Raw genomic sequence first — 15,715 nt, 5'->3', positions numbered from 1 at the left:
CACGAATGACAAAAAAACTTCATGAACCGCTGCTCGTTGTTGAGGACAGCAATGAAGATTTTCGGATGCTGCAACGCCTCATGCGGCGCATGGCTGTCCAAAACCCCATACACCGTTGTACTAATGGAGATGAGGTTTTAGAGTTCCTCTATAAACTGGGGAAAGATGCCTACGCTAAGGGCGAAGACTTACCTAACTCTAAAGTAGCATTACGACCCTCTGTGATCTTGCTCGATCTCAATCTGCCAGGTATTGATGGCCGTGACATTTTAGATCGGCTCAAGCAAGACAAGAGTTTCAAGGGAATTCCCATCGTTGTTTTTACCACATCATCTAACCCCAAGGATATTGAATTGTGCTACCAAAAGGGCGCAAATGGATATCTGGTAAAGCCGATGGATGCTCAGGAATTAAAAAAGACGATCCAGGCATTTGTGGATTACTGGCTTGAAGCCAACACGCCGCCCGTCTTGGATTAATTTGTTTATTTTCTGCTGATGAGGCAGTAGGGACAATGGGATAACTAAGGAGACGGCTCAGAGGACACAGCGACATTTTCCTCTTTGAGTCACTGTGTCTGCTTGTCTCTGATAGATGTGTTTTCCCCATTTTCTTGTTTTTTACTGATGCTCGACTGCTTGTATTGCTTTAGAATTACTAAAGAATTTAGATTTTATTTATACTTATTTTATATTATTTTTAGAATTATGCAATAAAAACACAATCTGGATAAAAGGGATCTATATGGCTCCCTGATCCTCATAACCTTATGTTGGACATACGGACGCTACTCATCATCGATGATTGTGCCGCAGATCGAAAAATCTATCGTCGGTATCTTTTGAAAGATCCGCACCAGTCCTACCAGATTTTGGAGGCAGATTGTGCCGAAGATGGACTTGCTTTGTGCCGAAAAGTCCGCTGCGATGTCATTCTGCTGGATTTTTGCCTACCTGATATGAGTGGGTTAGAACTCTTCGATCAGATGCAGCAGGAGATATTTGAGACTTCTGTCCCCGTAATTATGTTGACAGGGCGTGGCGATGAAGAGGTTGCTGTGCAAGTAATGAAACGGGGTGCTTTGGATTATTTAGTCAAGCAACATTTGACACAGGATGTGCTGCAACTAGCAGTCCGCAATGCCATTAAGCAATCGTGCTTGCAAGCTCAACTCCAGAAAACTCAAGATAGACAGCGCCTAATTGCCACGACTGCTTTACGAATTCGCCAGTCTCTTAACTTAGAGCAAATTTTGAATACGGCTGTAGCCGAGGTACAGCAACTTCTGAAGTGCGATCGCGTGATGGTCTATCAGTTCGCCCCAGATGCAGACGGTAATATAGTTGCCTCATCAGTTGAATCATACCGCACTGTCGAATTGTGCGATCGCATTGGGGCGGGGACTGGTGAGCAGGGGAGCAGGGGAGCAGGGGAGCAGAGGAGCAGGGGAGAAGTTGCAGTAGGTCTTTCCCCTCTGCCCCTTTGCCCCTCTGCCCCTCTGCCTTTCAATTCCCAATCCCCAATCCCTTATATTTATGAGCTTGGCTTGTGTAATTGTGTCAGCCTAAAAGAGCAATTTAATACTAAGGCAAATCTGGTAGTTCCGATTAATCTGAGTAATAATGGGAACCCAACGCCCAAGCTTTGGGGTTTATTGATTGCTCACCATAATTCTGGGGAACGACACTGGCAAACTGATGATGCCCAAATGCTCAATGAAGTATCAGTGCAACTAGCGATCGCTATTCAACAGGCGGAATTGTTAGCCCAAACTCAAGCAGCCCTTGCTAAAGAAAAGCAACTCAATGTATTTAAATCCCAAATCATTGCAACGGTTTCCCATGAGTATCGAACGCCGCTAACTTCAATTCTGGCTGCTGCATCAACTTTGGTAAAACATAGTCAGCAACTAGATGAGTCTAAACAACAGAGGTTTTTGGGAATTATTGAACAGAAAGCAAGGTATATGTCCAAACTCGTGGATAATATGCTTCTGGTTAACCAATTTGAACTAGAAAAACCCAAGTTTAAACCAATCCCACTAGATTTGCTACATTTTTTCTCCGACCTCATAGAACAAGAACGAGAAACAGCAGGCGATCGCCACGAATTGATTTTTAAAATTACTGGGAAAAACCAGGAATTTTGGGGCGATCGCGGACTTTTACAGCAAATTTTTATTAACTTAATATCCAATGCAATTAAGTACTCTCCAGATGGAGGTACTGTAGAATTTCACCTCATCAGTAAAGAATCAGAAGTAATCTTTTACATCAAAGATCAGGGAATTGGTATCCCGATAGCAGATCAAGAAAATTTGTTTCAATCCTTCAGTCGTGGAAGTAATGTTGACACAATTCCTGGTACAGGCTTAGGGCTAGCGATCGCTAAAGGTTGTGTTGAGTTACATGGTGGTAATATTACCTTGTCTAGTGAAGTGGGGCAAGGAACTAAAGTTACAGTTAGCTTACCGAAGGCATTCCCAATCAGGGCAAACGCATCTAAACACTGACGAAATGATCGTTGTTTTTATACATATCTGCGGCAGAAATTTATAGCGATCGCTCGAAAGCGACTAATGCCCATACTGGACTAAACATATTTTTTGAGTCTCTTTGTTTTTTTGCAAAATTGGGATGCTCACTAGGAATCTGGATTGATGCATTTGAGATCCTCACAGCCAAAAGCTTGAGTCATCATTGCAGACAGCTGTTGAGAAACTTGCCTATCAAAGTTGAGTTCTCGCATGATTTGGTCATAGGCATGTCCCTGCGTGATCCGCGTTGCCATTTGCTCAAACTCTAGCCAAGTCAAATCACTCTCAACAAATGCTTTCGCAAGGGTAATTATCAGTTCCTCATAATCATTGTCTTCCAGTTTCGTCATCATTCGGTGTTCAATTTGAAGTGAATCATCGAAACAGTAATACCAAGATTTTGGTTGCTGCTTAAGTACTCTTCGGAAAAAATTTTGCTGTTTCGAGCGACTAACAGCATGATCTGCTTCACTACATACCATTAAGATAGGGGCAGAAACACAGCCTTGAGCCTTTTCTAAAACCTGATATCCCAATTCAAGAAATATCCGTAATGCCTTAAGACGAAAACCTTTATAACCAAAATTACCAGGTGCATCTTTGTTAAACCATTCAAAGTAAATTGGCAAGATTTTTATAAGTAAATCGAATAGTGAGTAGCGGCTACCTAAATAAGGCGTGAACAATAAGGTGCAATCAACCTCTTGAGGATGCTCTAAAGCTAACCAAGCAGCTAAAGTTCCACCAGTCGATAATCCACCAATCACAACTTCTTGACCTAACGTTTTTGCAATCTCTAACCATTTAATTACAAATTCTTGATAAATCTTAATATCTGTTGGCAGAGGTGGAGGGTTTTGATGCCTCCAGTCACCGGAGCGTCCATGACCGGGTTGTAAAGGAATTAAAACATTATACCCGGTGTTAAATAAGGCTTTACCGAGCGGCTCGAACTGGTAAGGGCCTGCTGTAAAACCATGCAAAAATAAAAAAACTTTTGATCTAAAGTCAGGGTGAATCAAAAATTTGGAACGACAGGCTTCATTCTTTAGACCCAGTGTAGATTCTAATTGGTGAACTTGCTCTAGGATTTCTGCTGTTTTTTGAATGCCAGTTTTCATTGATTCCCGGTCGTATTTACAGATATCAACTTATTTTATCAAGGGCAAAGTTGAAATCTTAACCAGTTTTAGCTGAGTCTGCGAACCTTATCTTGAATTCCCAGTTCACGCAGCATCTTTGCAGGAGAAGGGGTTGTGACCTCTGTTCTTGTAGCGAGAATAGGTCGATATTAGTCAAAGGTGCAATCGTTGTCATCTGCTCCAACCCCTACCCTATGAGTAGATTGAGGGTAGGGAGTGCCGCGGTGCGTTTAACAATAAATCTTGTGATTCTTAATCTTGAATTTCTATCTTGCTAATTAGCCATTCTTTGATTGTTTTCCCGCAAGGCTCAGAACTTTGGCAATCACTGACGTTTTCTATCTGATAATACATTCGTACTTTTTTATTGACGTATTTCTCTGGTTCGCAAACATCAAATGTTGCACCGACACCTTCATGTAATTTATCATTTTCGTCGATAACAGTAACGTAACATTTTAAGTCTCCATTTTGCATCTCTTTGATAGTACCCAATGTCGGTTTATCGTTAGGAACTTCATTAGTTTTATTATTTTTAATAGGTGTTTTTTCATTTGATGTTGAATTACTAGTATTTTTGCTAGCTTCGATATTATCTATCTTTTCTTTATTTGCAGAAATAGATTCAGAATTAACTGGAGTACTTGTTGCAGTCTTTGCTTGATTAACTTGATTTTGTTGAGAAGCAGTATTGCCATCGCCACAACTTGCAATCAAGATAGAACAAAGAATTAATGTAGTAGTGAAGATTGTTTTTTTCATTTTATTAATTTTATATAAAATTTCTTTATTGATTACAATAATATGTATTGTCACTTATAAGTGACATCGTGGTATTTACTGTACATACTCGGCGTTATCTGCGCTTTTTGTGCATTATTCGGTAAAGTGCTTAGAGAATGTATTTAACCTAGTTAATGTGTATAAATTAATGCTTAATTAAGCCTTGATTACCAAATATTAATGCTTTGGGCATTAAATGAGTATTTAATAGAGTTTAGAAGCTGTAAGTATTGATTTTGTGTTATTTCAAGGTTTTCTCAACTTAAACAAACCATCTGACTGGACTTCCCACGACTGCGTAGCGCGGGTGCGAAAATTATTGCGCCTCAAACGTGTAGGACATGCGGGAACCTTAGATCCAGCCGCTACAGGGGTTTTACCGATCGCACTTGGTAAAGCCACAAGACTATTGCAATATCTCCCAGAAAACAAAGCTTACAAGGCTACGATTCGCCTGGGTGTGCGTACTACAACCGATGATTTAGAAGGTGAAATCATCAATTCTCAACCTTGTGCTGGATTGAGTTTGGCAGAGGTGAAAACTGTACTGGCACAATTTGAAGGCAAGATTGAGCAAATACCACCGAGTTACAGTGCAATTCAAGTAGATGGTAAACGCCTCTACGATTTAGCACGTAAAGGTGAAATAGTGGAAGTTCCAGTGCGGACAGTGGAAATTTTTCACATAGAAATTTTGGACTGGAGAGAAGGAGATTTTCCCGAATTGGATGTGGCGATCGCATGTGGATCTGGTACATATATTAGAGCGATCGCTCGTGACTTAGGTGCAATCTTAAAAACCGGTGGCACTCTTGCGGCTTTAATCCGCACCCAAAGCAGTGGTTTCGATTTAACAGATAGTCTCACTTTGAGCGACTTAGAAACTAAACTGCAAGCCGGGACATTTCAACCTTTTGCCCCTGATGCAGCCTTGCAACATTTGTTGTCTGTTACTTTACCAGCAACATCTGCTCAAAAATGGTGTCAAGGTCAGCGAGTTTCTCTAAATTCTGATGTTACTGGGATGGTGCGAGTTTATGAAGAAGAGACTCGCTTTTTGGGTGTTGGAGAATTACAAGATGAAGTGTTGATTCCTCAAATGGTTTTTGAACCAATTTCTTGAAGAAGAATTCAGGAGTCAGAATTCAGAATTCAGAATTTAGGAATGGAGCCGGAGACGTTTCCGTTAGCTCCGGTAAGAATCAAGATGTTCTCTAGACACTGCGTGTAGCTAGCTTACTTTGTTAACTGTAAGGGTGGACTAGCTACCCTTGCGCTATCCACCGTTGCACATAATTCAATTCTGACTCCTGACTCCTGACTTCTGAATTCTTTCTTGTTAAACCAAATAACTTGTATTAGGTACGATCGCAAAAAAGGCATACTCATACCAAGCAGTCCAGATGAAACTGCGAATCCATCGCTGACGTTTTTCGGGACTCAACTCATATTCAAACGCCCCACGAGATACATCAATAGAAGATAGATGAGAGTTGCAACCGCAGCCATGTTGATAAGTAAAACCGTATTTAGAAGCAATACTTTGTACTTTCATCTGGATAGCAAATACCTTACCTGCATGGAGTATGGCATCCCAAGAACGTTTGTGTTCGATATCACGTTTATCAAATCGTAAGGCACGTTCTTCAAAAACATGATCGCGGTAAATTGGTGCTAGATGCACATGGTAGAAACTTGCTGGTAATTCATAACCAAACTCGTTGAACAAATCTATGCCAATACGAGCCACTTTTACTTCATCAGCATAATCTGTCCCCTTTGACTCCACATCATGGAGAATTTCTGCAAAGTTCGGATAGCTGTGTTTGAGAAAGTCTTGCCCAAAAAAGTCAAGAGTTTCCCATGCCAGTTGTGCAAATAGCTGGGAAAATGACGGTATCAAGTGAGCTAGTTGGGGGCGATCGCTAAATAAGTCAACATCGCCATGTTCTAATTTGTATAAGAACAACTGTGCCATCTCAACATAGTCTTGGGGATGGGAAAGTCCGATACTTGGGGTTCCTCTAGCAATGTCTTGCCATATAGAAGGTAGTTGAGAAACGTGAACGGCATTTTCTCCAGCAATGACTGCAACAGGAGGACATTCGAGAAGTTGCATCGACAATCTCCTTTAAGACGTTAATGTGTAATTTACCTTAAGCGATTGCTATATCTGTCTTCTGAACACAATTAAAAATGTTTGACAGACTGTCTTTTGACAGCAAACGCAATTTTATTGATAATTTTCAGGGCGCTGCTTATTTTACCCTATCAGAGCATTCTCTTCAGCCACCTGCAATTTTCTTATATATTTTCTCGCCTTTGATTATCTCCTCATAGTATTGCTCATAAGGGGTGAACCTGATGGATTCTTGTCGTCCTAAACCTAAAATACCAAAGGTACAGAGGCTATTATAAAACAGTTCATGTACCCGCTTTTGAAGTACCTGATTGAAATATATGAGAACGTTACGACAAAGGATGACATTAAACTCATTAAAAGAACCGTCAGTTGCTAAATTGTGCTGGGCAAAAACAACATTTTCTCTTAGGGATGCTCGGAAAATAGCATTGTCATAAGCTGCTGTATAATATTCTGAAAAAGACTTTTTGCCACCAGATTTTAGATAAAGTTGAGTATATTCCTGCATCAATTTCAGGGAGAAAATCCCACTTTTGGCATTTTGTAATACCTTCTCATTCGTATCAGTAGCATATATACGGCAACGGTGGTAAAGTCCTTCTTCTTGCAGTAAAATTGCCATTGAGTATACTTCTTCACCAGTAGAGCATCCAGCGTGCCAGATGCGAATAAACGGATAGGTTTGTAAGAAGGGGATAACTTGATTTCTGAAGGTGTTATAAAAGCTGGGATCGCGAAACATTGATGTTACATTCACGGTCAGAGCAAGCAAAAATCGTTCCAAATAGGCCCGGTTGTGGAGTAACCGCTCTTGTAATGCAGAAACATTTGCTAACCCCTCTAATTGCATGAAGCTATGAATGCGGCGCTTAAGTGAGGAAATAGCATAATCCCGAAAATCATAACCATAGTACTGATACACCCCTTCCAAAAGCAGATGTATTTCGATGTCCTCTAAGATCGGTTTGGGCAGAGGCATAATAATTCGTAATTTGTAATGACGCTCCTACGTCGCTAACGCTGTGCTAACGTAATTTGTAATTATTACTCCAGGCATGAATAGGCTTTTTGAAATAAGGATGCTGAGTTTTTGGTCATTTCCATAAATTAATTTAGTTGCTCATTAGCATCAATTAGGAATTATCAATTAATAATTATTAAATCATACAGCAGTCCTAGATAGGTCATAATAAAAAATAATGATAACAACTCGCCTACTTCTACAGAAAAGAGACCATTTATAAAGTAAACCTTAGATTTTCAGTTGCATTAAAGCAGCGCGTAACGCACCTAAAAATATGATGCCTTACGGCTAAATTAGACTTTCTCAAACCCTCAAATACTTACACAGTAATAACACACCCTACTTAATATTTACTTTACAAACAGGCTCTAAGTAAGCTAGTGTAGCAAATGCACTAAAACTACATAAAGTACAGATACTCCTGCAAAGAAGCAAGCTAGCCGCAGCAGAAGAAATAGAGAAGATTTTACAAACAATTTAGCGTTACGGTAAAACCCAAATAGATTTTATGTCTAAAGTAGCTTGCTGAATCCATTAAACTTGATTGCGTTGCTACTTATGGGTTTCAGTTTAACCAAGTGCTGCTACTCCTAAAACAGCGATCGCAATTATTGCAATCCCAGCTAGCCATCTGACTTGGTAACGCAGATTTTTAATCTCTTGGCTCAGATTTTCTGTCTGTGGTATGGAATATGGTTGTAGTTCTGTAACTTCGATTGGTACTTGTTGGGGTATATTTGGTAGATTTCCAAAAGACACCTGCGTATGTAACCAAGTAGTAATCAGTTGGGGACAGTTTTTCTTAAACCAATTAAAAGCTAAAGTTCTAAAAACTGGTTTGGACATTCTGGCTATTAATTTCATCACCCTGTTTAGAGGCTTTGAGCGAAGCTTTTGGTTGATCAGATTGACTGAACCAACATCATAGAGACAACCCAGAATTAGTTTTACAGTGGCTTCTTCACTGTTAATCAAGTTTTGCAGTAAAAGCAGAACATCATGCATACGCTCTGCTTCAATATACTTTTCTGCCAATTTTTCTGGAGGACTTACTGAAGAATTTACGTTTGTATTGAGGGTGTTTTGTCTTACTATCGTCATATTGGTAAAATAGCAGCCATAATCATGTAAGTACACCTATCTACCGAGAGAGAGATTTTTTATCTAGAGAGAGAACCTAAAAGCAAAAATTTATCTGTGAGAGATATGACTATATCGTGTCTGTAAAAAGGCTTTTTGTCTAGTTCCTATGAATTTTTTTTCTACTTCTCGGTAAATAAAGTTTTTTATGAAGATGCTAATACCTCAATTTGTGCAACTACCCGTTCTAATTCGTCAATGATTACAGTGCTTTCAGTCTTTTTGAAGGCATCTACAAGCGCCCGGTAATACCAAAGAGTTCCTTCTTTACGCCCCTGAAAACGTTCCCAAAGTGATTCACCTAAAACGCGATAATCTTTAAGAATAGATTGGGCATTGTATAGTTTATCTGCTAATGACACAAGCAGAACTGATGGAGAAGCAGTAGGAATATGAGCAATATAAGCTTCCTTGCGCTGTCGCCAAGGGGGTTTTGGAGTTGTATCAGCGTCAGTACAACCATCTACAATTGCTGTTACATTGTCACCAAAGCGGCGGCGAATTTCTTCCCGTGTTGCGACGCCACCCTGATCTTCGATCGCATCATGTAAGAGGGCTGCGATCGCTTCATCTTCATTTGCCCCGTATTCTAAAGCAATACTGGCGACACCTAATAAGTGGGCAACATAGGGGACACCTGAACCTTTACGAACTTGGTTAGCGTGCAGTTGGGTGGCATAAGTCAGGGCTGCGGTAAAGCGTTCTGAGAGCATTGTATAAAAGGAGTCAGGAGAACTCCACAAAATAAAGGGTTTATGTCAATTTTATAACAAACTGCTCCAGGCGAAGAGGTCGCAAATTTATTAACTTAGCACCCGACTTTGCAATTGAAATTCGGTCTAAAAATGATAGCTTGGCAAAACTCAGAGCCAATATGGAAAAACATATTGCTAATGATATTCAATTAGGATGACTAATTGATAGTAAAGATCAATAAGATTTCGTTTATCGTCGGGATGGTTCAATTACTCAATATTCATCTATGGAAATATTCAGCAGTGAACCATGTTGTATTTTGGTTCAAATTTACGTTGAAAAAATTATTTTAAAAGTTATGCCTACAGTTTGCTATCCCTACGTAACTCATATCAAATGAATATGACAATTGGATAAATAAAAATTATATTTAAAAATAGGTTGTAATTTTTTAGCATGAATTTCATACTAAAAAATCTTGTGATTAATTATATATTTGATATAATTATGTGTCATTCTCTGTAAAAAACTGCGCGAACAAATTCGTTTTTTCGTTATTGATTTTGTGTAATTTTGCTTGCATTAAAAAGATTTTGGCTAAAGTTATAAAATAGATACATTATTTATCTATTAAGTGTTTAATCTTTATTTTGAGTAAATCTGATGATAATCAATTCTTTATCGACGCCCTAAAAACCCTACTTCTACTTTTGGATAGACAAAATTTCAATCTATATTCCATCGCCAGATAGATAAAAATTTTAGCTTATTTAATTAAATTGATTCAAAGATATACATGTTTTCATTAGGAGTTAATTTAATAATGCCAGACAGTCCTGGATTAGGAGAGCAGGCGCTAAATAAAGCAGCCGAAATAGGATTATCTAGCCAATTAGATGAAGTAGAAAATTTAGATGTAAACATCAAATCTGATCCGTTAAAGCTAGTTCAGGGACAGGTGGATGCAGTTACGATTGATGGTGAAGGTTTGGTTATGCAGAAAGACCTCCGCACGGAGGAATTAGAAATGAAAATGACTAATGTTGCCATTAATCCTTTAAGTGTGGCTTTTGGCAAAATTGAACTCACTAAACCTACTGAAGCTAATGCAAAGGTTGTGTTAACCGAAGCTGATATTAATCGTGCCTTCAACTCAGAATATGTGCGATCGCAACTCCGAAGTCAAAAAATACATATTAACGGGCAACTGAGGACTATTGAGCCTCAACATGTGGACTTTAGATTACCGGGTGATCGGAAAGTAGCACTAAATGCCAGCATAAGACTAGTAGAAACAGGTGAAAATCAGCAAATTGCTTTTTCCGCAGTACCATCGATCAGTGCTAATGGAAAAACTGTAGCTCTGGAAAATGTTGAGTATGGTGAAAGTGAAGAAATATCGCCAGAATTGACAAGAGCTTTGATAGATCAAACTAGCGAAATTTTGAATTTGAGTAACTTTGATTTAGAAGGAATCAGTTTGCAAGTTAAGCAGCTAAACGTAGAATTAGGCAAACTAACTCTACAAGCTGAAGCTTATGTTGAACAAATTCCTTCCGGTTAAAAATAGGACACTAATAAATTCAGGATACTAATAATGGAAACAACAGAAACAACGCAAACAAGTTCAACACCTTTTCCAAATATTCCACCAGTTATTGAAAGTAACGACAGTGAGTATCGTGATACTGGTGTACCTAGCACAGTTGCGATCGCAGGACATCCTCTACACCCATTGAGTGTCATCTTTCCCATAGCCTTTTTAGCCGCCGCCTTGGGAAGTGATATCGGCTACTGGTTAACTGGTGACTTCTTTTGGGCTAGGGCTTCGTTATGGTTAATCGGACTCGGATTAGCTGGAGGCGTACTTGCATCTGCGATCGGCCTCAGCGACTTTTTGAAAATTGAACGAGTCCGCAAGCGTACCGCAGGTTGGACGCATTTGATACTTAACGTTTCTATTTTAGTTTTATCACTCATCAACTTTCTCCTGCGTTGGGGCGACGCTGAGTCCCGAATACTACCTTGGGGACTGTTAATCTCGCTTATTGTCGGTACACTAACTAGTGTTTCGGGGTGGTTCGGTGCCGAACTCTCCTATCGCCACAAAATTGGTGTGGTGGGTGCAGGTAGCAGAAGATATCCTTAACGTGTAATATCCCAAATTACGAATTATTGACAAAGGGATATAGGACTCATATTTGATTTCTGAAAAAACTCAGTACAACTAAGAAGCCTTCTTTCCTGTTGCCTATTGCCTATTGCCTATTCCCTGCCTACGCAAATCAGTTCAGAAATCAAAGCGGATTCCTATAGTAGAGGCTAAAATTTTGCTTAGTCTCTAGTCTGTAGAAAATGCGCCAAAACCGTAACCAAACAATATTTATTATTCTTTCTGTGCTCATCGTTATACCGATGGGCTTTTTGTTTAAGTATTATAATGGGCCTGCTGATCAGTGGTTTAATGACTACGGAGCAGCTGTATTTTACGAAATATTTTGGTGTCTGTTCGCATTTTGGTTTTTCAGAAGTCGGGCAGCGATAATTCAAATTCCTATATGGGTTTTTGTCATCACCTGTATACTAGAATTCTTGCAACTTTGGCATCCGCCACTATTAGAGGAGATTCGCGCCACCTTGATAGGTAAATTGTTACTTGGCACCACCTTTGTTTGGTGGGATTTTCCTCATTATGTATTGGGTTGTGTTTTAGGTTGGTTGTGGCTGCGACAATTACACGGAATAGGTTATGCAAAAAAAAGTCAAGGTTAAACCTAATTCAAAACAGCAAAAGATTGAAGAACAACCTGATGGCAGTCTGACTGTGTATTTAAAATCTCCCCCAGTTGATGGTAAGGCTAATGAAGAGTTAATTAAACTACTAGCAGAGAAATTTGATTTACCCAAATCTCATATCAGAATTAAGTCAGGTTTGTCCTCGCGGCAAAAGCTGTTAGAAATTGATACAGGTACTTAGTTGCTGCTTACTAACACCTTTTTTGAAAACTCTTCTACCTCTTGAAGAATGTGAGGCTATATCTCACCCAGTAAATGCTCTACTAGAACCAAGAAACGAGAGACAGAAACTCACAAAATCTAATTTTTATGCTTGTGTAATACTGATATACCTTGATTGAGCTTTGACTCTTTCTATCCACGCTTGGATAGCAGGAAATTGTGTCAAATCAAACCCACCTTGATCAGCTACATGAGTGTAGGCGAACAAGGCGATATCAGCGATTGTGTAACGCTCCCCTACAAAAAAAGTGTGAGAAGTTAAATGTTTGTCCATCAAGTTTAGTGCTGCATAACCTGGTTCACGGTTTTGATTGATAGCTTCACTATATTCTTCAGTTTTACCTAAAATAGAAATCCAAAATCTTGATTTAGCAATAAAAGGCTGAAGGCTATATTGTTCAAAACACAACCATTGCAGCACTTGCGCTCGTAAAAAGCGATCATAAGGTAAAAACTCTGTGCCTTCACTTAGATACACTAATATGGCATTTGATTCTGCCAAATATTTCCCTGGCTCGATTTCCAGAACAGGTATCTTACCGTTGGGATTTTTACTTAAAAATTCTGGTGTTCGAGTCTCGCCTTTCAAGATGTTAAGCTCTATTCTCTCAAAAGGCATACCTAGTTGTGTCAATAAAAGACGTATCTTATAACCATTGCCAGAAGGTAAAAAATCGTACAGACGCAGTAGTTTCATGCTAAAATGCAGTTAGGAATATGTTGATAACTGAAGGTTCAAAATACAATATCTTACCAAAAGATTTTCCCAAAACCGGATATTTTTTTTAATATTTAGCATCTGAGCGTACTACATAAAATTATCCGAGAAAATAAAAAAAATTATTATTTATTTCTAGAATGAGATGTTTAATACAGTCAACGGTCGAGAATAAAAGTATGTGTGGAAGATTTACTCTAAACCAGTCGTCAGAAGGATTATCTCAAGTTTTCCATGTAGAGTCAGTTCCAGATTTAGCAGCCGAATATAACATTGCACCTACGCAAATGGTGGCAACAGTGTTACAAAATCCCGAAAGCGAAAAGCGTGAATTTAAGCAGTTGCATTGGGGGTTAATTCCGTCATGGGCGAAAGATGCAGGAATGGGGGCAAAGCTGATTAACGCGAGGGCAGAAACTGTTGCCGAAAAACCCGCTTTTCGCTCGGCTTTTAAGCACAGACGCTGTTTAGTGCTAGCTGATGGCTTTTATGAGTGGCAACGCCAAGAAGGTAAGAAGCAGCCGTTTTATTTTCGTCTCCAAGATGGGCAACCCTTCGGCTTTGCAGGTTTGTGGGAGAAATGGCGTTCGCCTGCCAACGAGGAAATAATCTCTTGTACAATTTTGACAACGGCAGCTAACGAATTACTCCAACCCATCCACGAGCGGATGCCAGTGGTTTTGGAGCCACAAGATTACGATTTATGGCTAGATTCGCAAGTGCAAACGCCCCAAACCCTACAGCAGCTATTGCGTCCCTATCCAGCGCCAGCAATGGTTGCCTATCCAGTTAGCACCTTGGTAAACAACTCTCGGCATAATAGTGCGGAATGTATCATACCCCTAAGTGAGAAGAATGCACCCGCAAATCAGTTAAATTAGCTATTGAGTGAACTAAGGAATTGGGGAGATGAGGGAGATGAGGGAGATGAGGGGGACATAGAGAATAACCCATGCCCAATGCCCCATTCCCCAATGCCCCAATCCCCAGTCCCCAATCCCCAGTCCCCAATACCCAGAGACAAATATGCCAAGAACACAAAAGAACGATAATTTTGTTGACAAATCCTTTACAGTGATGGCAGATATCATCCTGAAGATCCTGCCAACCAACAAAAAAGCTAAAGAAGCGTTTGTTTATTATCGAGATGGGATGTCTGCCCAAGCGGAAGGGGAATATGCAGAGGCATTGGAATACTATGAAGAAGCCCTAACACTAGAGGAAGATACTAACGATCGCGGCTATATTTTCTACAATATGGGGCTAATCTATGCCAGCAATGGCGACCACGAAAAGGCTTTAGAACTATATCACCAGGCAGTTGAGTTAAACCCACGTATGCCCCAAGCCTTGAATAACATCGCCGTGATTTACCATTACCAAGGCGAAAAGGAAAAAGAATCTGGAGATAACGAGGCTGGCGAAGCACTCTTTGACCAAGCCGCAGACTATTGGATTCGAGCGATTCGCATGGCTCCCAATAACTACATCGAAGCTCAAAACTGGCTGAAAACCACCGGGCGATCGCAAATTGACGTATTCTTCTAAAAGTGAAGAGTTAGGAATTATTAACTCCTAACTCCTAACTCCTAACTTCTCACTCCTCACTCCTAACTAAAAAAAACATGATTGACCAAGAACAAGTTCACAGAGTAGCTAATCTTGCTCGTTTAGAATTGACTCCAGAAGAGGAAGAACAATTCACTACCCAGTTGGGAAGTATTCTGGACTATATCGAACAACTGAATGAACTTGATGTCAGTAATGTGTTGCCAACAACACGGGCAATTGATGTCAGCAATGTCACACGGGTGGATGAATTGCAACCCTATCCTGACCGCGAAAGCATTCTCAACAGTGCGCCTGAACAAGAAGGCGAATTTTTCAAAGTGCCAAAAATCCTCAATGCTGAATAATCAAACTGCAATGCGAGAGTCATTGGTCATTAGTCATTTGTCATTTGTCTAAGAGAAACCACGCCCAATTTTTAACGTGGTTTGAATTATTCCTATGAAAGACAAAGTTTTTACACCCACCATAAAAGCATAGCTACTGTTATCGCAAGGGCAGGTTATGCACCAATGACCAATGACTAATGACCAAAGTTATTAATGTATAATAAACCTCAAGAGTCAGGGTGCTTTTCAAGTATTAACCACTTGGTGGTACTGCCAAAGATATGTTGTATGTCTAAATCTGCAATCACTGTTACCGTCAAATTGTTCGCTGCTTATCAAGAAGCCTTTAAGGTTTCGGAACTGGTACTGGAATTTCCTAATAGTATGCCAGTCAAAGCAGTATGCGATCGCCTCATAGCTGAACACCCTGAACTCTCCCAATGGCGTGATATCACCCGTTTTGGGATTAATCTAATATTTGTTGAACCAGATACCCTACTGCAAGATGGGGATGAAGTCGTGCTAATTCCACCAGTCAGCGGCGGCTAGGACAATAGTTAGGAGTTAGGAGTTAGGAGTTAGGAGTTAGGAGTTAGGAGTTAGGAGTTAGGAGTTAG

18 protein-coding genes are annotated in these 15,715 nt (G+C 39.8%); 11 read left to right on the top strand and 7 right to left on the bottom strand.

Annotation, left to right across the window (positions count from 1 at the left end; translation table 11 throughout):
• Positions 1-5 precede the first annotated feature (5 nt).
• Positions 6-479 carry a response regulator gene (locus ABF638_RS13030; RefSeq protein ID WP_435023109.1) on the top strand — a complete coding sequence of 158 codons (474 nt, stop codon included), beginning with the start codon at positions 6-8 and terminating at the stop codon, positions 477-479.
• Positions 480-769: 290 nt separating this feature from the next.
• Positions 770-2,512 (top strand): ATP-binding protein, encoded by a 1,743-nt coding sequence (locus ABF638_RS13025; protein WP_435023108.1) that lies wholly within the window; start codon positions 770-772, stop codon positions 2,510-2,512.
• Positions 2,513-2,643: 131 nt separating this feature from the next.
• Here the strand turns inward: ABF638_RS13025 and ABF638_RS13020 are convergent, their stop codons facing one another.
• Positions 2,644-3,657, bottom strand: a complete 1,014-nt coding sequence (locus tag ABF638_RS13020; RefSeq protein WP_435023107.1) for an alpha/beta hydrolase — start codon at positions 3,655-3,657, stop codon at positions 2,644-2,646.
• A gap of 273 nt (positions 3,658-3,930) precedes the next feature.
• Positions 3,931-4,440, bottom strand: a complete 510-nt coding sequence (locus ABF638_RS13015) for a hypothetical protein (protein ID WP_435023106.1) — start codon at positions 4,438-4,440, stop codon at positions 3,931-3,933.
• A gap of 259 nt (positions 4,441-4,699) precedes the next feature.
• Here ABF638_RS13015 and truB point away from each other — a divergent pair, with 259 nt between their 5' ends.
• On the top strand, positions 4,700-5,584 hold the full coding sequence (gene truB / locus ABF638_RS13010) for a tRNA pseudouridine(55) synthase TruB (protein ID WP_181929929.1): 885 nt from the start codon (positions 4,700-4,702) through the stop codon (positions 5,582-5,584).
• A 216-nt stretch (positions 5,585-5,800) separates the two neighbouring features.
• On the opposite strand, the gene ABF638_RS13005 is transcribed toward truB, so the two are convergent.
• The 4 genes from ABF638_RS13005 to ABF638_RS12990 all read right to left on the bottom strand — a co-directional run bounded on the left by ABF638_RS13005 (position 5,801) and on the right by ABF638_RS12990 (position 9,481).
• Positions 5,801-6,580, bottom strand: a complete 780-nt coding sequence (locus tag ABF638_RS13005; protein ID WP_435023105.1) for a hypothetical protein — start codon at positions 6,578-6,580, stop codon at positions 5,801-5,803.
• Positions 6,581-6,746: 166 nt separating this feature from the next.
• Positions 6,747-7,583 (bottom strand): CheR family methyltransferase, encoded by an 837-nt coding sequence (locus ABF638_RS13000; RefSeq protein ID WP_435023104.1) that lies wholly within the window; start codon positions 7,581-7,583, stop codon positions 6,747-6,749.
• A 615-nt stretch (positions 7,584-8,198) separates the two neighbouring features.
• The gene (locus ABF638_RS12995) at positions 8,199-8,729 is read right to left on the bottom strand and encodes a hypothetical protein (RefSeq protein WP_435023103.1); all 531 of its coding nucleotides are present in this window, start codon (positions 8,727-8,729) and stop codon (positions 8,199-8,201) included.
• A gap of 185 nt (positions 8,730-8,914) precedes the next feature.
• Complete coding sequence (locus ABF638_RS12990) at positions 8,915-9,481, bottom strand: HD domain-containing protein (RefSeq protein ID WP_435023102.1); 567 nt, start codon at positions 9,479-9,481, stop codon at positions 8,915-8,917.
• Between the two features lie 806 nt (positions 9,482-10,287).
• Between ABF638_RS12990 and ABF638_RS12985 the strand changes: the two genes are divergently transcribed.
• The 4 genes from ABF638_RS12985 to ABF638_RS12970 all read left to right on the top strand — a co-directional run bounded on the left by ABF638_RS12985 (position 10,288) and on the right by ABF638_RS12970 (position 12,441).
• Positions 10,288-11,028, top strand: coding sequence for an LmeA family phospholipid-binding protein (locus ABF638_RS12985; RefSeq protein ID WP_435023101.1), 741 nt, complete (start codon positions 10,288-10,290; stop codon positions 11,026-11,028).
• Positions 11,029-11,061: 33 nt separating this feature from the next.
• Positions 11,062-11,613 (top strand): DUF2231 domain-containing protein, encoded by a 552-nt coding sequence (locus tag ABF638_RS12980; protein WP_435023100.1) that lies wholly within the window; start codon positions 11,062-11,064, stop codon positions 11,611-11,613.
• Positions 11,614-11,819: 206 nt separating this feature from the next.
• Complete coding sequence (locus ABF638_RS12975; protein WP_435023099.1) at positions 11,820-12,236, top strand: DUF2809 domain-containing protein; 417 nt, start codon at positions 11,820-11,822, stop codon at positions 12,234-12,236.
• The gene (locus ABF638_RS12970) at positions 12,214-12,441 is read left to right on the top strand and encodes a DUF167 domain-containing protein (protein WP_435023098.1); all 228 of its coding nucleotides are present in this window, start codon (positions 12,214-12,216) and stop codon (positions 12,439-12,441) included. The genes ABF638_RS12975 and ABF638_RS12970 overlap by 23 nt, the downstream gene beginning before the upstream one ends.
• Positions 12,442-12,567: 126 nt before the next feature.
• On the opposite strand, the gene ABF638_RS12965 is transcribed toward ABF638_RS12970, so the two are convergent.
• Positions 12,568-13,179: a glutathione S-transferase family protein gene (locus ABF638_RS12965; protein ID WP_435023097.1), complete on the bottom strand. Its 612-nt coding sequence runs from the start codon at positions 13,177-13,179 to the stop codon at positions 12,568-12,570.
• A 200-nt stretch (positions 13,180-13,379) separates the two neighbouring features.
• Here ABF638_RS12965 and ABF638_RS12960 point away from each other — a divergent pair, with 200 nt between their 5' ends.
• The 4 genes from ABF638_RS12960 (at position 13,380) to ABF638_RS12945 (ending at position 15,647) form a co-directional block, all read left to right on the top strand.
• Positions 13,380-14,081: an SOS response-associated peptidase gene (locus tag ABF638_RS12960; protein WP_435023096.1), complete on the top strand. Its 702-nt coding sequence runs from the start codon at positions 13,380-13,382 to the stop codon at positions 14,079-14,081.
• Between the two features lie 145 nt (positions 14,082-14,226).
• Positions 14,227-14,748, top strand: coding sequence for a photosystem I assembly protein Ycf3 (locus ABF638_RS12955; RefSeq protein WP_069070822.1), 522 nt, complete (start codon positions 14,227-14,229; stop codon positions 14,746-14,748).
• Between the two features lie 77 nt (positions 14,749-14,825).
• Positions 14,826-15,116 (top strand): Asp-tRNA(Asn)/Glu-tRNA(Gln) amidotransferase subunit GatC, encoded by a 291-nt coding sequence (gatC, locus tag ABF638_RS12950; RefSeq protein ID WP_435023095.1) that lies wholly within the window; start codon positions 14,826-14,828, stop codon positions 15,114-15,116.
• Positions 15,117-15,386: 270 nt separating this feature from the next.
• Complete coding sequence (locus tag ABF638_RS12945; RefSeq protein WP_012412483.1) at positions 15,387-15,647, top strand: MoaD/ThiS family protein; 261 nt, start codon at positions 15,387-15,389, stop codon at positions 15,645-15,647.
• Positions 15,648-15,715 lie beyond the last annotated feature (68 nt).

It is taken from the genome of Nostoc sp. CALU 1950 (genome assembly GCF_051172895.1).
GTDB classification, from domain to species: domain Bacteria; phylum Cyanobacteriota; class Cyanobacteriia; order Cyanobacteriales; family Nostocaceae; genus Nostoc; species Nostoc edaphicum_A.
The sequence above is the reverse complement of the archived record's forward strand: the minus strand, read 5'-3'. Positions and strand labels throughout refer to the sequence as shown.